The organism is Reyranella sp. (genome assembly GCF_052439685.1).
Lineage (GTDB): Bacteria > Pseudomonadota > Alphaproteobacteria > Reyranellales > Reyranellaceae > Reyranella.
In genome coordinates, this window is sequence record NZ_JBQVQG010000005.1 from 123,623 (window position 1) to 145,459 (window position 21,837).

General features: G+C 66.5%; 20 protein-coding genes. 14 read left to right on the plus strand and 6 right to left on the minus strand.

All coding sequences use genetic code 11. The features are described from left to right. From ACT6UX_RS09105 to ACT6UX_RS09140, 8 genes are all read left to right on the plus strand, one after another. Complete coding sequence (locus ACT6UX_RS09105; protein ID WP_444774829.1) at positions 1 to 612, plus strand: glutathione S-transferase family protein; 612 nt, start codon at positions 1 to 3, stop codon at positions 610 to 612. Beyond that, entirely contained in the window at positions 587 to 817 is a 231-nt protein-coding gene (locus tag ACT6UX_RS09110; protein WP_444774830.1) for a 4-oxalocrotonate tautomerase, read from the plus strand. The genes ACT6UX_RS09105 and ACT6UX_RS09110 overlap by 26 nt, the downstream gene beginning before the upstream one ends. A 104-nt stretch (positions 818 to 921) precedes the next feature. Then, positions 922 to 5,466, plus strand: a complete 4,545-nt coding sequence (gene gltB / locus ACT6UX_RS09115; protein WP_444774831.1) for a glutamate synthase large subunit — start codon at positions 922 to 924, stop codon at positions 5,464 to 5,466. A gap of 230 nt (positions 5,467 to 5,696) precedes the next feature. Further along, a complete protein-coding gene (locus tag ACT6UX_RS09120; RefSeq protein ID WP_444774832.1) occupies positions 5,697 to 6,587 on the plus strand; it encodes a DMT family transporter in 891 nt (296 codons plus the stop codon). A 4-nt stretch (positions 6,588 to 6,591) separates the two neighbouring features. Beyond that, positions 6,592 to 7,401 carry an enoyl-CoA hydratase/isomerase family protein gene (locus ACT6UX_RS09125; RefSeq protein ID WP_444774833.1) on the plus strand — a complete coding sequence of 270 codons (810 nt, stop codon included), beginning with the start codon at positions 6,592 to 6,594 and terminating at the stop codon, positions 7,399 to 7,401. A 74-nt stretch (positions 7,402 to 7,475) separates the two neighbouring features. After that, positions 7,476 to 8,177, plus strand: coding sequence for a CoA transferase subunit A (locus ACT6UX_RS09130; RefSeq protein ID WP_444774834.1), 702 nt, complete (start codon positions 7,476 to 7,478; stop codon positions 8,175 to 8,177). Positions 8,178 to 8,187: 10 nt separating this feature from the next. Continuing rightward, complete coding sequence (locus ACT6UX_RS09135; RefSeq protein WP_444774835.1) at positions 8,188 to 8,847, plus strand: CoA transferase subunit B; 660 nt, start codon at positions 8,188 to 8,190, stop codon at positions 8,845 to 8,847. A 68-nt stretch (positions 8,848 to 8,915) separates the two neighbouring features. Then, positions 8,916 to 9,479 (plus strand): REP-associated tyrosine transposase, encoded by a 564-nt coding sequence (locus tag ACT6UX_RS09140; RefSeq protein WP_444774836.1) that lies wholly within the window; start codon positions 8,916 to 8,918, stop codon positions 9,477 to 9,479. A gap of 38 nt (positions 9,480 to 9,517) precedes the next feature. Here the strand turns inward: ACT6UX_RS09140 and ACT6UX_RS09145 are convergent, their stop codons facing one another. The 5 genes from ACT6UX_RS09145 to cobS all read right to left on the minus strand — a co-directional run bounded on the left by ACT6UX_RS09145 (position 9,518) and on the right by cobS (position 13,279). Then, entirely contained in the window at positions 9,518 to 10,204 is a 687-nt protein-coding gene (locus ACT6UX_RS09145; protein WP_444774837.1) for a lipid-binding SYLF domain-containing protein, read from the minus strand. Positions 10,205 to 10,299: 95 nt separating this feature from the next. Continuing rightward, positions 10,300 to 10,869 (minus strand): bifunctional adenosylcobinamide kinase/adenosylcobinamide-phosphate guanylyltransferase, encoded by a 570-nt coding sequence (gene cobU, locus ACT6UX_RS09150; RefSeq protein ID WP_444774838.1) that lies wholly within the window; start codon positions 10,867 to 10,869, stop codon positions 10,300 to 10,302. Then, positions 10,869 to 11,735 (minus strand): class I SAM-dependent methyltransferase, encoded by an 867-nt coding sequence (locus ACT6UX_RS09155; protein ID WP_444774839.1) that lies wholly within the window; start codon positions 11,733 to 11,735, stop codon positions 10,869 to 10,871. The genes cobU and ACT6UX_RS09155 overlap by 1 nt, the downstream gene beginning before the upstream one ends. After that, positions 11,732 to 12,403: a histidine phosphatase family protein gene (locus ACT6UX_RS09160; RefSeq protein ID WP_444774840.1), complete on the minus strand. Its 672-nt coding sequence runs from the start codon at positions 12,401 to 12,403 to the stop codon at positions 11,732 to 11,734. Before ACT6UX_RS09160 ends, ACT6UX_RS09155 begins: the two co-directional genes overlap by 4 nt. A gap of 36 nt (positions 12,404 to 12,439) precedes the next feature. Beyond that, positions 12,440 to 13,279: an adenosylcobinamide-GDP ribazoletransferase gene (gene cobS, locus ACT6UX_RS09165; RefSeq protein ID WP_444774841.1), complete on the minus strand. Its 840-nt coding sequence runs from the start codon at positions 13,277 to 13,279 to the stop codon at positions 12,440 to 12,442. A 54-nt stretch (positions 13,280 to 13,333) separates the two neighbouring features. On the opposite strand from cobS, the gene cobT reads away from it, so the two are divergent. The 5 genes from cobT to ACT6UX_RS09190 all read left to right on the plus strand — a co-directional run bounded on the left by cobT (position 13,334) and on the right by ACT6UX_RS09190 (position 17,551). After that, on the plus strand, positions 13,334 to 14,356 hold the full coding sequence (gene cobT / locus ACT6UX_RS09170; RefSeq protein ID WP_444774842.1) for a nicotinate-nucleotide--dimethylbenzimidazole phosphoribosyltransferase: 1,023 nt from the start codon (positions 13,334 to 13,336) through the stop codon (positions 14,354 to 14,356). Next, the gene (locus tag ACT6UX_RS09175) at positions 14,349 to 14,810 is read left to right on the plus strand and encodes a nuclear transport factor 2 family protein (RefSeq protein WP_444774843.1); all 462 of its coding nucleotides are present in this window, start codon (positions 14,349 to 14,351) and stop codon (positions 14,808 to 14,810) included. Before cobT ends, ACT6UX_RS09175 begins: the two co-directional genes overlap by 8 nt. 65 nt (positions 14,811 to 14,875) lie before the next feature. Next, positions 14,876 to 15,457: a hypothetical protein gene (locus ACT6UX_RS09180; RefSeq protein ID WP_444774844.1), complete on the plus strand. Its 582-nt coding sequence runs from the start codon at positions 14,876 to 14,878 to the stop codon at positions 15,455 to 15,457. 115 nt (positions 15,458 to 15,572) lie between these two features. Next, positions 15,573 to 16,520 (plus strand): amidohydrolase family protein, encoded by a 948-nt coding sequence (locus tag ACT6UX_RS09185; RefSeq protein WP_444774845.1) that lies wholly within the window; start codon positions 15,573 to 15,575, stop codon positions 16,518 to 16,520. Positions 16,521 to 16,573: 53 nt separating this feature from the next. Continuing rightward, on the plus strand, positions 16,574 to 17,551 hold the full coding sequence (locus tag ACT6UX_RS09190; protein WP_444774846.1) for a Bug family tripartite tricarboxylate transporter substrate binding protein: 978 nt from the start codon (positions 16,574 to 16,576) through the stop codon (positions 17,549 to 17,551). 192 nt (positions 17,552 to 17,743) lie between these two features. Here ACT6UX_RS09190 and katG read toward each other — a convergent pair whose 3' ends face one another. Further along, entirely contained in the window at positions 17,744 to 19,924 is a 2,181-nt protein-coding gene (gene katG, locus ACT6UX_RS09195) for a catalase/peroxidase HPI (protein ID WP_444774847.1), read from the minus strand. Between the two features lie 178 nt (positions 19,925 to 20,102). Here katG and ACT6UX_RS09200 point away from each other — a divergent pair, with 178 nt between their 5' ends. Continuing rightward, positions 20,103 to 21,704 carry an ABC transporter substrate-binding protein gene (locus ACT6UX_RS09200; protein ID WP_444774848.1) on the plus strand — a complete coding sequence of 534 codons (1,602 nt, stop codon included), beginning with the start codon at positions 20,103 to 20,105 and terminating at the stop codon, positions 21,702 to 21,704. Positions 21,705 to 21,837 lie beyond the last annotated feature (133 nt).

Here is a 21,837-nt window from a genome sequence, read left to right on the forward strand (position 1 = left end):
ATGCCGAAGGTCTATGACTTCACCGGGTCGGGCAACGGCTACAAGGTGTGGCTGCTGATGTCGCAGCTCGGCGTGCCGTTCGAGCGCATCGAGTGCGATATCCTGAAGGGCGAGACGCGCACACCCGAATTCCTGGAGAAGAACCCGAACGGCCGCATCCCGACGCTCGAACTCGAGGACGGCACCTTCCTCTTCGAGTCCGGCGCGATCCTCTGGTATCTCGCCGAGGGCACGGCCTTCGCGCCTGCCGACCGGTTGTCGCGGGCGAAGACGCTGCAGTGGATGTTCTTCGAGCAGTACAGCCACGAGCCCTATATCGCCGTGGCGCGCTTCTGGAAGCACTTCCTCGACAAGCTGTCACCGCAGCAGGAAGCGAACCTGCCCGACATCATGAAGAAGGGCCATGCCGCGCTCGAGGTGATGGAGAAGCACCTCGCGACCCGCACGTTCTTCGTCGACGACCGCTATGGCCTCGCCGACATCGCGCTCTATGCCTACACGCATGTCGCCGACGAGGGCGGGTTCGACCTGGCGCGCTATCCGAACGTCACCGCCTGGCTGGCCCGCGTGAAGGCGCAGCCCGGTCATGTCGCGATCGATCACGAGTTCTAAATCGAGGGAGACGAAGAAAATGCCGATGATCAATGTCCAGATGTTCGAGGGCCGCACCATCGAACAGCGTCGCGCGCTGGCCAAGGAACTCACCGAGGGCACCTGCCGCGCGCTGGGCTGCACGCCCGACGCCGTGCAGATCATCCTGACCGACATCAAGAAAGAGAACTGGGCCGAAGCCGGCAAGCTGTTTTCCGACACGTAGTTTCTGTCATCCCGAGCGCAGCGAGGGACCCTTGTCGGGCGCCGCCCAAAGGTCCCTCGCTGCGCTCGGGATGACACCGATCTCCTGAGCTGGAGTTTTTCGTCATGTCCGCCACACCCTTCGATGCCGAGCAGTTCGTCCGCGACTATCAGAGCGGAACCGCCAAGCTCACCGCCGCCTATGGCTACAACCCCGCCGAGGGACTGGATTCCTGCGGCGTCGGTCTCGTGGTTGCGCTGGACGGCAAGCGACGCCGCGACGTGGTCGCGGCGGGTATCGATGCGCTGAAGGCCGTGTGGCACCGCGGCGCGGTCGACGCCGACGGCAAGACCGGCGACGGCGCGGGCCTCCACGTCGAGATCCCGCAGGACTTCTTCAAGGACTATGTCCGCGACTCGAGCGGCGAGGTCCCGCAGGTCGGCCGCATCGCGGTCGGCATGGTGTTCCTGCCGCGCACCGACCTCGGCGCGCAGGAGCGTTGCCGCACCATCGTCGAGACCGAGATCCTGCGCTTCGGTCACACGATCCTGGGCTGGCGGCAGGTGCCGGTCGACATCTCCGTCATCGGCGCCAAGGCCAACGAGACTCGGCCCGAGATCGAACAGATCCTGATCGGCCGCGGCGATGCGAAGCTCGACAACCGGGAATTCGAGAAGCAGCTCTATATCCTGCGCCGGCGCATGGAGAAGGCGGCGCTGGCCGAGAACATCGCCGAGTTCTACGTCTGCTCGCTCTCCTGCCGGTCGGTCGTCTACAAGGGCATGTTCCTCGCGGAGCATCTATCGGCCTTCTACCCCGACCTACTCGACGAGCGCTTCGTCTCGCGCTTCGCGATCTTCCACCAGCGCTATTCGACCAACACCTTCCCGCAATGGAAGCTGGCGCAGCCGTTCCGCGTGCTCGCCCACAACGGCGAGATCAACACCATCCTGGGCAACGTCAACTGGATGAAGAGCCACGAGGCGCGCCTCGAACACGAGACGTTCGGGCGTTTCATCGAGGACCTGAAGCCAATCGTGCAACCCGGCGCGTCGGACTCGTCGGCGCTCGACAACGTGTTCGAACTGCTGGTCCGCGGCCATCGCAACCTGCCGATGGTCAAGACGATGATGATTCCCGAAGCCTCGGCCACGAACCCCAACGTGCCGGCCGAGCATCGCGCCATGTACAATTACGTGAACGGCGTCATGGAGCCATGGGATGGTCCGGCCGCCATCGCGGCCGTCGCCGGCAAGTGGGCGCTGGTCGGCCTCGACCGCAACGGTCTGCGCCCCATGCGCTACGTCATGACGTCGGACAAGCTGCTGATCGCCGGCTCGGAGGCCGGCATGGTGCCGCAGGACGAGGCCAAGATCATCGAGAAGGGCCGGCTCGGCCCGGGCGAGATGCTGGCCGTCGATATGGACAAGCCCAAGGTCTACAAGGACCGCAAGCTGAAGGACAAGCTGGCCGCGACGCACGACTATGCGAGCTGGACACAGCGCACGGTCGAACTCGATTCGCTGATCCGCCAGGACGCGCCGGCGGCCGAGCACTTCCCCGCCGACGAGTTGCGGCGCCGTCAGTTCGCGGCCGGCTGGTCGATCGAGGACCTCGAGGCGATCCTCCACCCCATGGTCGAGGACGGCAAGGAGGCCGTCGGCTCGATGGGCGACGACGCACCGCTCGCGGTGCTGAGCGACACCTATCGCGGCATGCACCACTATTTCCGGCAGAACTTCAGCCAGGTGACGAACCCGCCGATCGACTCCTTGCGCGAGCGCAACGTGATGACGATCCGCACGCGGCTGGGCAATCTCGGCAACATCCTCGACGAGACGCCGGACCAGAGCGAGATGCTGTCGCTGCAGTCTCCGATCGTGCTCAACGCCGAGTTCGAGGCGATGCGCAAGTATATGGGCGATACGGTGGCCCGCATCGACTGCACCTTCGACCCGAAAGGTGGCCTCGACGCGATGCGCCAGTCCTTCGAGCGCATCTGCAAGGAGGCCGAGGACGCGGTGCGCAGCGGCTGCCTGCACATCGTGCTGACCGACGCCAATATCGGCCCCGACCGCGCAGCCCTGCCGATGATCCTGGCCGCCGGCGCCGTGCACTCCTACCTGGTGCGCCAGTCGCTGCGCACCTTCACGTCGCTGAACGTGCGCTCGGGCGAATGCCTCGACGTGCACTATGTCGCCGTCATCATCGGCGTCGGCGCGACGACGGTGAACCCCTATCTCGCCGAGGAGACGATCGCGGCCCGCCACGCGCGCGGCCTGTTCGGCAAGCTGTCACTCGGCCAGTGCCTCGCGAACTTCAAGAAGGCGCTGGACGAGGGCCTGCTCAAGGTGATGTCCAAGATGGGCATCTCGGTCCTGTCGTCCTATCGCGGCGGCTGCAACTTCGAGGCGGTCGGCCTGTCGCGCTCGCTGGTCGCCGAGTTCTTCCCCGGCATGCCCTCGCGCATCTCGGGCATCGGCCTGCGCGGCGTGCAGGAAGAGATCGCCGAGCAGCATGCGCGCGCCTTCGACGAGGACGTGATCGCGCTCCCGATCGGCGGCTTCTACAAGGCACGCCGCGGCGGCGACCGGCATAATTTCGAGGGCGCGCTGATCCACATGCTGCAGGATGCGGTGAACACCGAGTCCTATGCGAAGTACCGCAAGTACAGCGAGGCGGTGCGCCGCCAGCCGCCGATCAACCTGCGCGACCTGCTCGACTTCAAGCCCGACCGTACGCCGATCGCCCTCGACGACGTCGAGTCGATCACCGAGCTGCGCAAGCGGCTGGTGGCGCCCGGCATCTCGCTGGGTGCGCTGGGGCCGGAAGCGCACGAGACGCTGTCGATCGCCATGAACCGCATCGGCGCCAAGTCCGATTCGGGCGAAGGCGGCGAGGATGCCGCGCGCTACCGGCCGCGGCCGAACGGCGACAACGCCTCCTCGGCGATCAAGCAGGTGGCGTCCGGCCGGTTCGGCGTCACCGCCGAATACCTGAACAACTGCCGCGAGCTCGAGATCAAGGTGGCCCAGGGCGCCAAGCCCGGCGAGGGCGGCCAGCTTCCCGGCCTCAAGGTCACGGAGATGATCGCCAAGCTGCGTCACTCGACGCCGGGCGTGACCCTGATCAGCCCGCCGCCGCACCACGACATCTATTCGATCGAGGATTTGGCGCAGCTGATCTACGACCTGAAGCAGATCAACCCCGAGGCACGCGTGACCGTCAAGCTGGTCGCGCGCTCCGGCATCGGCACGATCGCGGCGGGCGTGGCCAAGGCAAAGGCCGACGTGATCCTGGTGTCGGGCCACAATGGCGGCACGGGCGCCTCTCCCCAGACCAGCATCAAGTATGCCGGCATCCCGTGGGAGATGGGCCTGTCGGAGACGCATCAGGTGCTGACCCTGAACCGGCTGCGGGACAAGGTGCTGCTGCGCACCGACGGCGGCATCAAGACCGGCCGCGACGTGGTGATCGCCGCCATGTTGGGCGCCGAAGAATACGGGCTCGGCACGGCCTCGCTGATCGCCATGGGCTGCATCATGGTGCGGCAGTGCCACTCCAACACCTGTCCGGTGGGAGTCTGTACCCAAGATCCCAAGTTGCGCGAAAAGTTCGAGGGCTCGCCGGAGAAGGTGGTGAACCTGTTCAGCTTCGTCGCCGAAGAGGTGCGCGAGATCCTGGCGCAGCTCGGCTACAAGTCGTTGCTCGAGATCGTCGGCCGCTCGGACCTGCTGAAGCAGGTCGGCCGCGGCGCGCGCCATCTCGACGATCTCGACCTCAACCCGCTGCTGACGCGGGCCGACGGCGGGCACGAGACCGTGCATTGCACGGTCGAGGGCCGCAACGAGGTGCCCGACACGCTCGACGCCCAGATGCTGCGCGACGTGCAGCCGCTCTTCACGCACCGCGAGAAGATGCAGCTTCAGTACAGCGTGCGGAACACCCATCGCGCCGTCGGCACGCGGCTGTCGGCCATGATCACGCGCAAGTACGGCATGACGGGCCTGCCGCCCGACACGGTGACGGTCCGCCTGCGCGGCACCGCCGGCCAGTCGCTCGGCGCCTTCGCCGTGCAGGGCATGAAACTCGAAGTGTTCGGCGACGCCAACGACTATGTCGGCAAGGGCTTGAGCGGCGGCACCATCGTGGTGAAGCCCACCATCTCCAGCCCGCTGGTGCCGGAAGCCAATGCCATCATCGGCAACACGGTCCTGTACGGCGCGACGGCCGGTAAGCTCTTCGCCTCCGGCCGCGCCGGCGAACGCTTCGCCGTGCGCAACTCGGGCGCCGATGCGGTGGTCGAGGGGCTGGGCTCCAACGGCTGCGAGTATATGACGGGCGGCACCGCGGTGATCCTGGGATCGATCGGCGTCAATTTCGGCGCCGGCATGACCGGGGGCATGGCCTTCCTCTACGACCCGGAGGATGCCTTCCAGCTCAAGGTCAATCCCGAGACGGTCACGTGGCAGTGCATCGACCATCCGCACTGGGAAGCCGTGCTCAAGGCCCTGGTGGCGGAACATGTCGCCGAGACCAAGTCGCCGCTGGGCGCGCGCCTGCTGAACGACTGGGATCGCGAGGTCGGGCATTTCTGGCAGGTCGTGCCGAAGGAGATGCTGACGCGCCTGCCGCAGCCGCTTACCGTCGCGCAGGAGAAGCGCGCATAGGCGAGATGATTTGGGTTCGACACCAAATCTTCCGTCGTCTCGGCCGAAGCGCGTAGCGCGAAGCAGAGAGACCTTCGTTCCACCAAAAGCCGGCAAATCGTGGAAAAAAGGTCTCTCCACTCCGCCTCGCTGCGCTCGGCTCCGGTCGAGACGACGAGTTCCATTGCGTCAACTTCAACTCATCGCACTCTGAACGCGCTCGGCAACAAGACAACCGGAGGAAACACCCCATGAGCGACGCGCGGCCCTCGCGCGTGGCGTGGCTGCAGCTCGGCCTCGTCGTCGTGCTGTTCGGTCTGGCCTGGCCGGTGATCCGGATCAGCCTCGGCGCCGGCACACCGATCTGGCTGGCGGCAGCGCGCGCCACCCTGTCGGCCGCGACAGCTTTCGTCCTGGTTGCGGCGCTGAAGCGACTTGCCTGGCCCGGTCGCGCCGACTGGCCGATCATCCTGTCGGTGGGCGCGCTGCAGCTCACCTGCTTCTTCGCCTTCGCCAATCTCGGCGTGCAGATCGTGCCGCCTGGCCGCTCCGGCGTGCTGGCCTACACGACCATGCTCTGGATGGTCCCGATGTCCTGGATGGTCGGCGAGAAGGTCGGCCGCCGCGCCTTCGCCGGCGCCGCGCTCGGCGTCGCGGGCATCCTCGTGCTGATCGATCCGCTGCGCTTCGACTGGAGCGACCGGCGAGTGATGCTGGGCCACAGCTGGCTGCTGGCCGCGGGCTTCACCTGGGCGCTGGCCATCCTGCATGCCCGGCGCCATTCGTGGCGCATGTCGCCGCTCGACGTACTGCCCTGGCAGATGGGCGTGGCGACCGTGCTGCTCTGGATCCTCGCCTTCATCCTCGAACCCGCCGGCCATCTCGACCTGCAGCAGCGGTCGCTGTGGATCGCCCTGCTCTATCTCGGCGTGCTGGCCGGCCCGACCGCGACCTGGGCCGCCGTCTCCGTCGCCCGCGCCCTGCCGCCGGTCACCGGCTCGCTCGGCATGCTGGGCGTGCCCTTGCTTGCCATCGCCAGCTCGGTCGTACTGGTGGGAGAGCCCGTCACCTGGCCGCTGGCGGTGGGCACGGCGCTGGTGATCGCGGGAATTGCCATCGTGATCCTCGACAGGAACAATTGAGCCCATGTCCCTGATCGAAATCGAACGGCGCGACGCCCCCACCGGCCCCATCGCCATCCTGCGTTTCAACAATCCGCCCAAGGGCTACATGAATGCCGCGATGGTCGGCGAGCTCGACGCCGCGGTCGACGGGCTGCTGGCCGACGACACGGTGCGCGTGCTGGTCTTCACCGGTGCGCTGAACGGCGTGTTCATCGAGCATTATGACGTGTCCGAGCTGCTCGCCCTCTCGGAAAAGCTGCGCGCCAAGGGAACGACCTTCTCGCTCGACCGGCCCTCGCCGGAGAGTGCCTTTCACAAGATCCTCACCCGCCTCGAAGGCGCGCCCAAGCCGGTGATCGCCGCGATCAACGGCACGGCGATGGGCGGCGGCTTCGAGTTCTGCATGGCCTGCGACATTCGCCTCGCCGAGCGCGGCCCCTATTGGCTGGGCCAGCCCGAGATCAACATCGGCATCCTGGCCGGGGCCGGCGGCACGCAGCGCCTCGTGCGCCTGGTCGGCGAGGCCCGGGCCCTCGAACTGTCGCTGCTGGGCCGCACCGTGTCGCCCGACGAGGCCGCCCGCCTCGGCATGGTTCATGCCGCGGTCGACGGGCCGGTGCTGGACCACGCGCTGGCCCTGGCGAAGCGGCTGGCGGCGCAGCCGCCGCGGGCGGTGGCGCACATCAAGCAGCTGGTCCGGTCGGCAACTGAAACCCCTTTGTCACAAGGCCTCGCCAACGAACGGACCCTGTTCATGGACCTCGCCGTGAGCGACGATGGACACCGGTTGATGGGGGAATTCGTCGCCGGAAAGCGGACAATTCGCGACTGATTGACAGGCAAGTCCGGGCCCTTCCATATGCCGGGACCCCCAGCGAGTACGGCAGGCGAGGACGGAACACAGCAATGGCAAACAAGGTCTACAAGGATGCGAAGTCGGCGCTCGACGGCCTGCTGCGCGACGATCTGATGCTGATGTGCGGCGGCTTCGGCCTGGTCGGCATTCCCGAGAAGCTGATCGGCGCGGTGCGCGAGTCCGGCGTGAAGGGCCTCACCTGCGTGTCGAACAATGCCGGCATCGACGGCGCGGGCCTCGGCCTGCTGCTCGAGACCGGGCAGGTCAAGAAGATGATCAGCTCCTACGTCGGCGAGAACAAGACCTTCGCGAAGCTCTACCTCGACGGCAAGCTCGAGCTCGAGTTTAACCCGCAGGGCACGCTGGCCGAGCGCTGCCGCGCCGGCGGTGCCGGCATCCCCGCCTTCTACACCAAGACCGGCGTCGGCACGCTGGTGGCCGAGGGCAAGGAGACCAAGGTCTTCGACGGCGAGGAATATGTCATGGAGCGCGGCCTGTTCGGCGACATCGCCCTGATCAAGGCCTGGAAGGGCGACACGTCCGGCAACCTGATCTACCGGAAGGCCGCGCGGAACTTCAATCCGATGATGGCGACCGCCGCGAAGATGTGCGTCGCCGAGGTCGAGGAGCTGGTGCCGGTCGGCGAGCTCGATCCCGACCACATCCACACGCCTGCCGTCTTCGTGAAGCGCATCTTCTGCGGTGCGCCCTACGACAAGCAGATCGAACAGCGCACCATTCGCAAGGCTTGAGGAGAGAACGATGGCCTGGACCCGCGATCAGATGGCGGCACGCGCCGCCAAGGAACTGAAGGACGGCTTCTACGTGAACCTCGGCATCGGTATCCCGACGCTGGTGTCGAACTATGTGCCGGAAGATGTCGACATCACGCTGCAGAGCGAGAACGGCATGCTGGGCGTCGGCCCCTTCCCCTACGACAACGAGGTCGATGCCGACATCATCAATGCCGGCAAGCAGACCGTGACCGAGGTCAAGGGCACGTCCTACTTCAGCTCGGCCGACAGCTTCGCGATGATCCGCGGCGGCCATATCGACCTGTCGATCCTGGGCGCCATGGAAGTGGCGGAAAATGGCGACCTCGCCAACTGGATGATCCCGGGCAAGATGGTGAAGGGCATGGGCGGCGCCATGGACCTGGTGGCCGGCGTGAAGCGCGTGATCGTCACCATGGAGCATGTCTCCAAGGACGGCGCGTCGAAGCTGCTGGGCGAATGCACCCTGCCGCTGACCGGCCGCCGGGTCGTCGACATGGTGATCTCCGAGCTGGGAGTCTTCACCGTCGACAAGAAGGGCGATGGCGGCGTCACGCTGATCGAACTCGCCGACGGCGTCACCGTCGACGAGGTCAAGGCGAAGACGAAAGCCAAGCTCTCGATCGCGGCGGATTTGAAGGTCGCTTAGACTCATTGGAGCGCGCAACTCCAGTTGCGCTCATGAATCATGATGCGCCACTGGAACTTCGCGCTCCCATGAGCCCGAAGGGCTGGCATTCCCGCGGATACCTGCCGCATTTCGACTCGCCCGAAACACTGCAGTTCGTGACGTTTCGGTTGGCCGATAGCCTCCCGGCGGACGCGATCGAAAAACTCCGGACTGCAGCTGGATCAATCACTGCTGCCGAACGCGACGCCTTCCTGGATGCAGGATCGGGCGCATGCTGGCTCGGACGGCGAGAGATTGCAGAAATCGTTGAGACGGCCCGTCTGTATTTCGATGACAAACGCTATCGGCTGATTGCCTGGACGATCATGCCCAATCACGTCCACGTCCTGATCGAACTCCTCGGGCAACACTCGCTCGGATCAATCGTCAGCTCGTGGAAGCGGTTCTCGGCGCGAGCGGCCAATCGCATGATCGGGCGGTCAGGACCGTTCTGGCAGGACGACTACTGGGACACGTACATCCGCGACGAGCGGCATTTCGAATCCACACTCGGCTACATCGAGAACAATCCGGTCAAGGCGGGACTCGTTGGCGCTGCCGAGAATTGGCCTTGGAGTCATGTCCGGCGTCGAGTGACAGCGCAGACATGAGCGCAACTGGAGTTGCGCGCTCCAATGACGACTTCAGATCACCATTTCGACAGATATTGCCTGAGCGGTTCGGCGCCCGGATTGGTGTAGCGGCGGTCGAGCACGACGCCCTTCGCGGTCGCGCCGCTGCCGTAATAGAGCGCGTTCCAGTCGTTGTCGGCGTCGATGTAGGAACCTTCGATCGAGGCGCCGGCGAACAGGCCCTGCGAGTTGGCGAAGGCCACGATGTCGGCGCCACCGGCCGCGGTCGAGGCGCCCTCGAGACCGATGCCGACCGCGACCATGGTCACGCCCGCTTCCGCCCCGAACTTGAACTTGTGGTCGAGGATGGCCTGCAGGCCCTTCTCGGTCCGGATGATGAACACGATCTCGGAAACCTTGCCGCCGACCTGCAAACCGACGCTGCCGGAGCCCATGAGGTAGAAGGCCGGGTAGCTCCAGTTGTTGGGCGAGGCTCGGCCCAGCAGAACGCCGCGCCCGCCGGCAGCGCCGAAGATGAACCCGCCCTGGACCAGTTCGGGAATGATCAGGACGCCGCGGGCATTGACCATCTGTCCGGCGGCGTCGGGGAAGTCCGGGCCGCCCAGGATCTTGCGGGCGGTGGCGAGGCAGGAATCGACCAGCGATTGGCGCTTGGCGTCGGCACGGGCCGGCATTGAGGTCAGGAACGGCGCGGCGAACGCGGCCGCGGCCCCCGAGAGGACGGTTCGGCGATCGAGCTTCATTTTGTGCTCCGTGTGGCTGGCGACCGACGCCGAGGGAGCGCCTGGATGGTCACAAGAGCTGAATCATAACACGTTTTGCGGCCGATTGGGCCGCTTCAGCGCGGCCGGGCCGGCCGGTCCTTCATCACCAGAGGCAGGCCCGCGGCCATCAGGATCACCCGGTCGGCACGCTCGGCAATACGCATATTCAGCCGGCCCATCGCGTCCCGGAAGGTGCGGCCGAGGGGCGTATCCGGCACCACGCCGAGGCCCACTTCGTTGCTGACGAAGACCACCGGCTGGTTGTGATCATCCAGTGACCCCACCAGATCGTCGGTCGCCTGGTCGACATCCTCGCCGGCGTGCATGAGGTTCGAGAGCCAGAGGGTGAGGCAGTCGACCAGCATCGGCTGGCCCCTGGCGGCCTCCCGCTCCAGTGTTTCGGCGAGCTTCAGCGGCTCCTCGATCGTGGTCCAGGCGACGCCGCGGCGGGCGCGGTGGGCCATGATCCGGGTCGCCATCTCGACGTCGCCTGCCTCGGCGGTCGCGATATAGACGGCCAGCCGCGGCGCCCCGCCGTGCAGGGTGCCCGTCACCAGCCGCTCGGCATGGGTGCTCTTGCCCGAGCGGGCGCCGCCCAGCACGAGAGTCACCGGCGGCAGCGGGAAGGTCGAGATATGCTCCATCAGCCGGGCGTCGCGCCGACCAGCCAGCAGCCGCCGGGCAGCGACACGCCGTCCTTCGTGGCGTGCGGCGCCAGCGCCTCGATGATCGCCGCCTTCGCCTGCGCGGCGGCGGCTGGATCGGCTTCGGCGAGCGGCCGAGCCAGCGGCCCGAAGCGGCCGGCATTGGCCACGACATCGGCCGGGTCGCGGCCCATCCAGATCTCGACGTCGAGCGGCTCGATCGCCAGATCGCTGAAGCCCGCCCCTTTGAGGATCCGTTCGACCCGCGCACGGTCGCCGAAGGCGAACTGGCCGGGATCTTCCGGACCGGGCCGGGGCGGCAGCGTCAGGAACGGCGCCGCCGCCTTCACCGGCGTGAGGCTCCAGGGATTGTCCTGCGCGCTGCGCCAGCAGACGAAGGCGAGCCGTCCCGACGGCTTCAGCGCACGCCGCAGGTTGGCAAAGGCCGCCACCGGATCGCCGAAGAACATGACGCCGAAGCGTGAGAAGATCAGGTCCGCCGAACCGGCCTCGAACGGATGGGCGCCGGCATCGGCCACGACGAAGGTCGCGTTGGAAAGCCGTCGCGTCGCCGCCGCGTCGATCAACACTCGAGAGATGTCGACGCCGAGCACGTGACCCTCGGGTCCGACCGCGGCCGCCAGGGCCGCCGTCGTGGTGCCGGGACCGCAGCCGACGTCGATCGCCGTCTCACCGGGTTGAACATTTGCCAGCGCCAGCGCGTGGCGCGTGATCCCGGCCATCAGATGGTCGAGACGCGCCTGCGCCTTCAGCCAGTTCTGCCCGCCCGCACCGTTCCAGTGGGCGGCCTGGTCCGCCGCCAGTTCCGCGGTTGACTTGCCGGTCGACGGGGCGGCCGCCGTCACGCAGGCCCGCCGGCATGGGCGAGGACGATTTCGCGCGGCATGTAGTTCACGAACGACACGCGCCAGGCGTGGAGCGGATCGGCCTGCTCGAAATGCTCGATCAGCGTGATCGAGACATTGTCGATCTCGAAGCGCACCGCCGCCTCGGGATGCAGGTCGAAGGCATGGGCCAGCGCCGCGCGGATCGTGCCGCCATGCGCCGTCGCCACGATGTCGCGGCCCTTATGTTCGGCGGTCAGCCGGTCGATGCTGCGCACCGTGCGCTCGCGCAGGTCGACGAAGCTCTCGCCGCCATCGGGCCGGAATTCCGGCGGTCCCAGCCAGAAGAGATGGTTGTTGGCGTGGTTCTCGGCGATCTCGACATAGGTGAGCCCCTGCCACGAGCCGAAATGCTGCTCGGCGAGGTCGGGGTCGATGTTCAGCGTGTCCATCTCGGCACCCGCCTTCGCGAGCGTTTCGGCCGTCTTGCGGGCGCGCAGCAGGTTGGAGGCGTACCAGACCGCGCCCTTGGGCAGCAGCTTCGCCTGGTGCCGGAACAGCGCCTCGTTGCTCACGTCGCAATCCATGTCCGACTGGCCGTAGCAGCGCCGTTCCGGATTGGGCACCGGCGCATGCCGCACCCACCACCACCGCGTGACCGCTCCCGTGATCTTGGCGCCCGTCGCCATGCTCTTCCTCCGCTGGATTCTTAAGCGGCCGCCTTCTTAGCCGCCGATGAACAGCGCCGCCACCACGAGAAAGACGACCTCGGCCTTCTGCTGCACGGCGCCCAGCGTGTCCCCGGTGTAGCCGCCGAGCCGCCTGGCGATCCAGTGCGAGGCGAACCAGGCCGAGGCCAGGGCGGCGAGCGGCGCCAGGAGGGCCACGAACAGGCCCTTGCCCAACATCAGCAGGAAGGCCAGCCCGGCGCCGATGCCGATTGTGATCCAGACGTCGTTGTCGGTCGGCTTGCCCACCGTCGCGCCCAGACCGTCGGCATGGACCGGCGAAAAGGCCAGCAGCGGATAGGCCAGCACGGCGCGCGACAAAGCGTGGGCCGAAATGAGCACCACGAGCCCGGTGGCGGCGCCGAACTGCGCCAGGCAGGCCACCTTGATCAGCACCGTGAGGGCCAGCGCCAGCACGCCGAACGTGCCGTTGCGACTGTCGCGCATGATCTCGAGTCGGCGCGCCGGCTCCAGCGCGTGCGGCCCCAGCCCGTCGGCGGTATCGGCAAGCCCGTCTTCATGCAGGGCGCGCGTCAGAACGATCGCCGCGCCGACCGCCAGGACGGCCGCCAGCCAGCCCGGCCCAGCGATGCCGCGCACGATGGCGAAGACCAGCCCGGAGGCCAGCCCGATCGCCGCGCCCACCGCCGGCAGGACCGGCAGCACGTCGGCGAGTTGCCAGCGCGGTAGCCCGACATCGAGCTTCAGGCCGGTAAAGAACGTCATTTGTTCCTTGAAGGCCTGCAGCCATTCGTCGAACGACGCGGGGCGCGGGGCGCTGCTGCCCCCGCCACTGAACGAAGACGAAGAAGAGGAAGGCTCGTGGGGACTGGTCATGATCCCGCGAATATAGGATGGTCCGGCCCCTTCCTGAATGCCCCCGGACAAACAATGTCGGCTGCCTCCTTCGATGAAATGCGCCGGATCCTGCGCGAACTGCCGGGACCCGATCTCACCGCCCAGACCGAGGTGGTCCGCCGCCAGGCCGAGCTGACCAAGCCGCCGGGCTCGCTCGGCCGGCTGGAGGAGATCGCCGAATGGCTGGCCTGCTGGCAGGGCCGCGCCCAGCCGCGGGTCGAACGGCCGCGCATCGCGGTGTTCGCCGGCACCCATGGCGTCGCCGCGCGCGGCGTCTCGGCCTATCCGCCCGCAGTCACCCAACAGATGGTGAAGAACTTCCAGAACGGGGGCGCCGCCATCAACCAGCTCGCCACCATCATCGACGCCGACCTGCGCATCTACGAACTCGACCTTGAGCATCCCACCGCCGACTTCACGCAAGGGCCGGCGATGGACGAGACCCGCGCCGCCAACGCCATGGCCTACGGCATGATGGCCGCCGAACCCGGCATCGACGTGCTGTGCCTCGGTGAAATGGGCATCGCCAACACGACGGCGGCCTCGACGCTCTGCGCCGCCCTCTATGGCGGCACCGGCGCCGACTGGGCCGGGCCGGGCACCGGCGTCTCCGGCAAGGCGCTCGCGCACAAGATCGCGGTGATCGACGAGGCGCTGGCCTTCCACAAGGACGCGATCGCCCGCCGCGATCCGCTCGAACTGCTGGCCGCCGTGGGGGGCGAGGAATTCGCCGCCCTCACCGGCGCCATCGTCGCCGCCCGCATGGGCCGCATCCCGGTGCTGCTCGACGGCTTTGCCTGCACCGCCGCCGCCGCGGTGCTGCGCACCATCGACCGCCGCGCGCTCGACCATTGCCTGGTCGCACACCGCTCGGCCGAGCCCGGCCACACGCGCCTGCTTGCCGAGATCGGCGTGCGCCCGCTGTTCGACCTCGACATGCGCCTGGGCGAAGCCTCGGCCGCCGCGCTCGCCGTGCCGCTGCTCAAGGCCGCCGCCGCCTGCCACAACGGCATGGCGACCTTCGCCGAGGCCGGCGTATCCTCGAAGGATGCGTAGACGCACCCTGCTCGCGGGTCTCCCGCTTCTCGCTCTGGCCCCTGAGGCCCTCGCCCACCCGCCGCGCCAGCCCGACGCGGCGGAAGCCAAGAAATTCATCCAGGAAGTGACCGACTTCCGCGCGAAGCTTGCGAAGGCCGTGCTCGCAAAAGACTTCGCCGCGATGCGCCCGCTCTACGCCGACAGCTTCACGCACACGCACGGCTCCGGGAAACTCGACAACAAGGACGCGCGCCTCGCCGCCGCGATGGCCGGCGATCCCATGATCGAAACCGCCCCCGCCACCGACCTCAGCTTCCGCGTCTTCACCGGCCCGACCGTGATCGTCACCGGCAGGAGCCCGATCCTGAACGTGAAGGAACAGAAAACCTACGCCTTCCGCTGGGTGAGCGTGTACGTGACCGCGCAGGATGGGTGGCAGTTGGCGGTCAGTCAGGCGACGCGGCTGTCCTGACGGTAGACGCTCGCACGGTTACCCAGCAGAGTTGCAGCGTGATAAACATTGCAAGAACACTATGTGTGCTGGTGGGCATCACCGTGATGGCGGCATGTGCGCCGAAGCCACCGCCACAGATCGAGGCGTTGAAGACACCGCAGAGCCCGTTGCAACTTGTCGCGGCAATTTGGCAGTTGAGCGACTCGGGTCAAATCTTGAATTCGCGACTCTACACAGTCGTCAACTTGAAGCGCGCCTTCGGCGGCTCAGCCGTAGATTTGAAGGTCGGCAAGTCAGATGTCCTCATTGGCTCATATTGGGCAAGCATTCGTGATTTCCCGTTTGGACCATCTCTTCGGAATCATACGTCGTTGAGCATCGACAGACTCACTCTGCATCCGGATGGCGAGCTCCGGGCCAAAATCCGATTGGATTTCGAACGACCTTTTACGGATATAGATCTAACAACGATTGAAGAAAGATTTGGCAGATCGTGGACCGAGGAAGAAGCTGTGTTACCTCCACATCCGATCCCGATGTCAATCGGAAGAAAGATCACCTATCAAGCAGGCAACGACAAATTTGGGCGAACCGTTTCCTTCGTCTTTCAACGAGATGGAACACTTGGGACCATGTTTGTGGAAGTGAATCGTCCAAAGCCATGACCGACTCAAGGACCTTGGCGCCGACCACCTTGCGGAAAGCATCCGACTACATCGGTTGACACCACCTCGCCCCGCCCCCTTCCATCGACGCAACGAATAATGTCGGGCGGAAACAATGGATCTTCTCAGCACCCTGTCGCCATCGGGTGACTTCGCGACGCCGATCGTCGATGCGCATCATCACCTGTGGGACCTGAAGGCCGGGCACTATCCGACCAAGACGGACCAGTACGACAAGAATTTCTTCCTCGGCGACTATCGCGCGATCTGCCGCGACTACATGCCGTCAGACTATGTCGAGGCGCTGAAGGGCTTTCGTGTCATCGGCAGCGTCCATATCCAGGCGGCGCGCGCGATAGACGAGCAGGTGGCCGAGACCGAATGGCTGGAGACGATGAACGAGCAGTTCGGCCTGCCCTCCGTCGTGGTGGGCCACGTTTCGTTCATTCAGCCCGATTGCGCCGCGATCCTCAGAGGCCATGCGAAGTCGCCGCTGATGCGCGGCATTCGCTCGCGGCCCACGACGTCGCCAGGGCCGGGCGCGTCGGTCGCGGGTGCGCCGGGCACCATGCAGGACGATCACTGGCGGCGGAACTTCGCACTGCTGGAGACGCACGGCATGTCGTGGGACATGCGCATCCCCTACTGGCATCTTGAGGAAGGCGCCGAGGTCGCGCGCGCCTTTCCCGGCATCCCGATGGTGGTCAACCACACCGGCCTGCCGCTCGACCGCTCGGAGGACGGGCTCGCGATCTGGCGCAAGGGACTGGCGGCGCTGGCCGATTGTCCCAACGTGGTGATGAAGATCTCGGAGCTCGGTCTACCGCACGGCACGTGGGACGTGCCGAGCAATGTCCGCGTGGTGCGCGAAGCGGCGTCGATCTTCGGGCCGGATCGCATCATCTTCGCCAGCAATCTTCCGGTAGCGAGCCTCAGCACGAACTTCGGCGGCATCGTCGCGGTCATGCGCGAGGCGCTGGCCAAAGAGACACCGGAGACGATGGCCAAGTTCTTCGCCCGCAACGCCATCCGCTTCTATCGCATTCCCATCCAACTGCCCTGAGAGGCAGGTCGACACAACAACGACCAACCGGAGGACGAGCGATGAGCCAACGAGTGACGAGGCGTAACCTGCTGGCCGCCACGGCGGGCGGCCTCTTGGCGACGGCCGTGCCGTTTGCCGACGCGAGCGCCAACGAGCCCTGGCCGACCAAGCCGATCAAGGTGATCATGCCGTTCGGCGCCGGCGGCTCGATGGACACGCTGTCCCGACTGCTCGCGCCGATCGTGTCGGAGTCGTTGGGGCAACAGGTCATCGTCGAGAACCGGCCGGGCGCCACCGGCACGGTGACGATGGCGGCAGTGGCCTCGGCGCCGGCCGATGGCTACACGCTGATGTTCACGGGCAGCAGCTATTCCATCATCGCGCTGCTGATGCCCAACCTTCCCTTCAAGATGGATGCCTTCACGCCGCTGTCGCGGCTCACTGTCGGACCAACGCTGATGGCGGTGCCGGCGCAGCTCGGCATCAAGACCATGGCGGAGTTTGTCGCGGCGGCGAAGAAGCAGCCGGGCAAATGGTCGTACGGCAGCTCGGGCATCGGCACGTCGGTGCATTTGGGCGGCGAGTTGTTCAAGATGGCCGCCGGCGTCGACCTGGTCCACGTGCCCTATCGAGGCACCCCGGCGATCGTCGCCGACCTGCTGGAGAACCGCCTGCAGATGTCGGTGCTCGGCGTGGCCGACTGCCGGCAGTACGTCGCCTCGGGACAGTTGCGCGCGCTGGCCGTCAGCTACACGGAGCGGATGCCGGAATTCCCCGACGTCCCGACCTTCGCGGAAGTGGGCTATCCGAGCGTCCGCGCGAGCAACGACTTCGGTATCGCCATCCGCGCCGGCACGCCGGCGCCGATCAAGGCGCGGCTGGAGGAAGCCTACCGGGCGGCCGTGCGCCGGCCGGAGATCGTGCAGCGGCTGAAGGATTTCGGCCTGATCGTCGTGGCGACCTCGTCGGCCGACTTCGCCCGCGACCTCGCCGACGATGCGGTGCGCTACAGCGAGGTCATTCGGGCGGCGAATGTAAAGCTGGAGTGAAAAACACTCCGTTGTCTCGACCGTAGCCTCGCGAAGCGAGGCGAAGTGGAGAGAACTTCTCTCCACCAAAATCCGGCTATTCGACGAAAGAAGATCTCTCCGCTTCGCGCTGCGCGCTCCGGTCGAGATGACGGAGTTAAAAAGCCCGCCGCGGCTCTCGCCGGGCGGGCTTTCCGATTCATGTGACGCAGCTCAGGCGTGGAGGTCGAAGCGGTCGAGGTTCATGACCTTGGTCCAGGCGGCGACGAAGTCCTTCACGAACTTCTCCTTGGCGTCGGACTGGGCATAGACCTCGGCCAGCGCGCGGAGCTGGCTGTGCGAGCCGAAGATCAGGTCGACGCGCGTGCCGGTCCACTTCACGGCGCCGGACTTGCGGTCGCGGCCTTCGTAGACGCCGTCTTCGCCGGCGACCGGCTGCCACTCGGTCGCCATGTCGAGCAGGTTGACGAAGAAGTCGTTGCCAAGCGTCTCCGTCTTGTCGGTGAAGACGCCGTGCTTCGACTGACCGACGTTGGCGCCCAGCATGCGCAGGCCGCCGACCAGGACCGTCATCTCGGGGGCCGTCAGGGTGAGGCGCTGGGCGTGATCAACCAAGCGCTCCTCCGGCGACTGCGGGACCTTCGTGCCGACGAAGTTGCGGAAGCCGTCGGCGGTCGGCTCGAGCGGCGCGAAGGAATGCGCGTCGGTCTGTTCCTGGGAGGCGTCCATGCGGCCCGGCGTGAAGGGGACCTTCACGTCATGGCCGGCGGCCTTCGCCGCCTTCTCGACGGCAGCGACGCCGCCCAGCACGATCAGGTCGGCCAGCGAGACCTTCTTGCCGCCCGCGGCCGAGGCGTTGAACTCAGCCTGGATCGCTTCGAGCTTCTGCAGGACCGTCGCCAGTTCGGCGGGCTGGTTGACCGCCCAGTCCTTCTGCGGCGCGAGGCGGAGGCGCGCGCCGTTGGCGCCGCCGCGCTTGTCGGCGCCGCGGAAGGTCGCGGCCGAGGCCCAGGCCGTCGTCACGAGCTGCCACACGGTGAGGCCCGAGGCCAGCAGCTTGGCCTTGAGCGCCGCGATTTCGGCGTCGCCGACCAGCGGATGGTCGACCGCGGGGATCGGGTCCTGCCAGACGAGATGCTCCTTCGCCACGAGCGGGCCCAGGTAGCGCGCGATCGGCCCCATGTCGCGATGCGTGAGCTTGTACCAGGCCCGCGCGAAGGCATCGGCGAACTGGTCGGGGTTCTCGTAGAAGCGGCGCGAGATTTTCTCGTAGGCCGGGTCGAAGCGCAGCGCGAGGTCCGTCGTCAGCATCGTCGGCGCATGACGCTTGTTCTTGTCGAAGGCGTCCGGGATCGAATCGGCGCCGGCACCGTTCTTCGGCCGCCACTGATGGGCGCCGGCCGGGCTCTTGGTCAGCTCCCAGTCGTAGCCGAACAGGTTCCAGAAGAAGTTGCTGCTCCACTTGGTGGGCGTCGAGGTCCAGGTGACTTCGAGGCCACTGCCGATCGCGTCATGTCCCTTGCCGGTGCCGAAGCTGCTCTTCCAGCCCAGGCCCTGCTGCTCGATCGGCGCGGCTTCCGGCTCCGGCCCGACCAGGGCGGCATCGCCGGCACCGTGTGTCTTGCCGAAGGTGTGGCCGCCGGCGATCAGCGCCACCGTCTCCTCGTCGTCCATCGCCATGCGCGCGAAAGTCTCGCGGATGTCGCGCGCCGCCGCGATCGGATCGGGGTTGCCGTTGGGGCCCTCGGGATTGACGTAGATCAGGCCCATCTGCACGGCGCCCAGCGAGCCCTGGAGCTGGCGGTCGCCGCTGTAGCGCTCGTCGGCCAGCCACTTGCCCTCGGGACCCCAGTAGATGTCCTGCTCGGGCTCCCAGGTGTCGACCCGGCCGGCGCCGAAGCCGAAGGTCTTGAAGCCCATCGATTCGAGCGCGACGTTGCCGGTGAGGATCAGCAGGTCGGCCCACGAGATCTTCGCGCCGTACTTCTGCTTGATCGGCCACAGCAGGCGGCGCGCCTTGTCGAGATTGACGTTGTCGGGCCACGAATTCAGCGGGGCGAAGCGCTGCTGGCCGCCACCAGCGCCGCCTCTTCCGTCACCGACGCGATAGGTGCCGGCGCTGTGCCAGGCCATGCGGATGAAGAACGGGCCGTAATGGCCGAAATCGGCCGGCCACCAGTCCTGCGAATCGGTCATCAGGGCGCGCAGGTCGGCGATCACGGAATCGAGGTCGAGGCTCTTGAAGGCCTTGGCGTAGTCGAAGGCCTCGCCCATCGGATTGGAGAGCGGGGAATGCTGGTGCAGCACCTGAAGGTCGAGCTGGTTGGGCCACCAGTCACGGTTCGTATGGCCCTTGGGTGCACCGCTGAAGGGGCATTTGCTCTCGGTCGTCATCGTCCATCCCTCATGTTCCAGGCTAACGGCCTAAATTAGAACGATTCTAAAATAGAAGTCACGTTCTTTGTCGAACGGAGGCACTTTCGAACGGGCGGGACGGGGGCGCCACCTATCCTTTGGCATGGTTCTGGCGTCCACACGGACAACGACCACAAGGAAAACAGGGGCCTTCGTCATGATCTTCGCCAAGAAAGCGGTACTGGGGACCGTCGCCCTGCTGGCATCGCTGGCCGTGACGCCAGTCCTGGCGCAGGGCACCCTGCGCATCGGCATGACCGCCTCGGACATTCCGCTGACCACCGGCCAGACCGACCAAGGCGGCGAGGGCATGCGGTTCATGGGCTACACGGTCTATGACGGGCTGATCAATTGGGACCTGTCCTCGGCCGACAAGGCCTCGGGCCTGGTGCCGGGCCTCGCCACCTCGTGGGAAGTCGACAAGGCCGACCCGACGCGCTGGGTGTTCAAGCTGCGCGACGGCGTGAAATTCCACGACGGCAGCGACTTCACCGCCGACGCGGTGATCTGGAACATCGAGAAGCTGCTCAACGACAAGTCGCCGCAATACGACAGCAAGCAGGCCGCCCAGGGCCGCTCGCGCATTCCCGCCGTCGCCTCCTACAAGGCGCTCGATCCCAAGACGGTCGAGATAAGGACCAAGACGCCCGACGCCTTCCTGCCCTATCAGATCTCCTGGGTGATGATGTCGAGCCCGGCGCAATGGGAGAAGCTCGGCAAGGACTGGAACAAGTTCGCGCAGACACCGTCGGGCACCGGCCCGTGGAAGGTGACGGCGTTCCAGCCGCAGACGCGCGCCGAACTGTCGCCCAACAAGGACTATTGGGACAAGGCGCGCGTGCCGAAGCTGGACAAGATGGTGCTGCTGCCGATCCCCGAGACCGCGACGCGGACCGCGGCGCTGCGCTCGGGCCAGGTCGACTGGATCGAATCGCCCTCGCCCGACGCGGTGCCAAGCCTTGAGAAAGCCGGCCTCAAGATCGTGAGCAACGCCTATCCGCACAACTGGACCTGGCACCTCAGCATGGTCGAAGGCTCGCCGTGGACCGACATCCGCGTGCGCAAGGCGGCCAACCTCGCGGTCGATCGCGACGGACTCAAGGTCCTGCTGAACGGGCTGATGATCCCGGCCAAGGGCTTCGTGACGCCGGGCAGCCCGTGGTTCGGCAAGCCCACGTTCGACGTGAAGTTCGATCCGGAGGCGGCGAAGAAGCTGTTGGCCGAGGCCGGCTTCAGCAAGGCCAAGCCGGTGACCGCCAAGATCCTGATCTCGAGCTCGGGCTCGGGCCAGATGCAGCCGCTGGCGATGAACGAATACATCCAGCAGAACCTCGCCGACGTCGGCATCAAGGTCGAGTTCGAGGTCGCCGAGTGGAACACGCTGATCAACCTGTGGCGGGCCGGCGCCAAGTCCGACCTCGCCAAGGGCGGCAACGGCATCAACTTCACCTACTTCATCCAGGACCCGTTCACCGCCTTCATCCGTCATCTCGATTCGAAGCTGGTGGCGCCCAACGGCACCAACTGGGGCTACTACCAGAACCCCGAGATGGACGCGCTGCTCGAGAAGGCGCGCACGACCTTCGACGCCAGGGAGCAGGACGCGGTGCTGCAGAAGATCCACGAGAAGATCGTCAACGACGCGCTGTTCCTGTTCGTGACCCACGACGTGGCGCCGCGCGCCATGTCGCCCAAGGTGACCGGCTTCGTGCAGGCCCAGAACTGGTTCCAGGACTTCTCACCGATCACGATGAAGTAGCGACGCAAGAGGAGCGTCACTCGATCACCCGACCTCATCCTGAGGAGGTCGCCCCTCGAGTACCTCGGGGTAAACTCCACGACCGTCTCGAAGGATGGGCAGCAGACGTGGTGCTCGTGCCGACCCTTCGAGA

What these genes read in the sequence shown, in the direction of transcription:
- ACT6UX_RS09110 (WP_444774830.1), top strand. Translation starts at nt 587, where the DNA reads ATGTCGCGATCGATCACGAGTTCTAAATCGAGGGAGACGAAGAAAATG.
- ACT6UX_RS09200 (WP_444774848.1), top strand. Translation starts at nt 20,103, where the DNA reads ATGATCTTCGCCAAGAAAGCGGTACTGGGGACCGTCGCCCTGCTGGCA.
- ACT6UX_RS09130 (WP_444774834.1), top strand. Translation starts at nt 7,476, where the DNA reads ATGGCAAACAAGGTCTACAAGGATGCGAAGTCGGCGCTCGACGGCCTG.
- ACT6UX_RS09160 (WP_444774840.1), bottom strand. Translation starts at nt 12,403, where the DNA reads ATGGCGACGGGCGCCAAGATCACGGGAGCGGTCACGCGGTGGTGGTGG.
- ACT6UX_RS09145 (WP_444774837.1), bottom strand. Translation starts at nt 10,204, where the DNA reads ATGAAGCTCGATCGCCGAACCGTCCTCTCGGGGGCCGCGGCCGCGTTC.
- ACT6UX_RS09125 (WP_444774833.1), top strand. Translation starts at nt 6,592, where the DNA reads ATGTCCCTGATCGAAATCGAACGGCGCGACGCCCCCACCGGCCCCATC.
- gltB (WP_444774831.1), top strand. Translation starts at nt 922, where the DNA reads ATGTCCGCCACACCCTTCGATGCCGAGCAGTTCGTCCGCGACTATCAG.
- ACT6UX_RS09135 (WP_444774835.1), top strand. Translation starts at nt 8,188, where the DNA reads ATGGCCTGGACCCGCGATCAGATGGCGGCACGCGCCGCCAAGGAACTG.
- cobS (WP_444774841.1), bottom strand. Translation starts at nt 13,279, where the DNA reads ATGACCAGTCCCCACGAGCCTTCCTCTTCTTCGTCTTCGTTCAGTGGC.
- cobU (WP_444774838.1), bottom strand. Translation starts at nt 10,869, where the DNA reads ATGGAGCATATCTCGACCTTCCCGCTGCCGCCGGTGACTCTCGTGCTG.
- cobT (WP_444774842.1), top strand. Translation starts at nt 13,334, where the DNA reads ATGTCGGCTGCCTCCTTCGATGAAATGCGCCGGATCCTGCGCGAACTG.
- katG (WP_444774847.1), bottom strand. Translation starts at nt 19,924, where the DNA reads ATGACGACCGAGAGCAAATGCCCCTTCAGCGGTGCACCCAAGGGCCAT.
- ACT6UX_RS09140 (WP_444774836.1), top strand. Translation starts at nt 8,916, where the DNA reads ATGAGCCCGAAGGGCTGGCATTCCCGCGGATACCTGCCGCATTTCGAC.
- ACT6UX_RS09120 (WP_444774832.1), top strand. Translation starts at nt 5,697, where the DNA reads ATGAGCGACGCGCGGCCCTCGCGCGTGGCGTGGCTGCAGCTCGGCCTC.
- ACT6UX_RS09185 (WP_444774845.1), top strand. Translation starts at nt 15,573, where the DNA reads ATGGATCTTCTCAGCACCCTGTCGCCATCGGGTGACTTCGCGACGCCG.
- ACT6UX_RS09175 (WP_444774843.1), top strand. Translation starts at nt 14,349, where the DNA reads ATGCGTAGACGCACCCTGCTCGCGGGTCTCCCGCTTCTCGCTCTGGCC.
- ACT6UX_RS09105 (WP_444774829.1), top strand. Translation starts at nt 1, where the DNA reads ATGCCGAAGGTCTATGACTTCACCGGGTCGGGCAACGGCTACAAGGTG.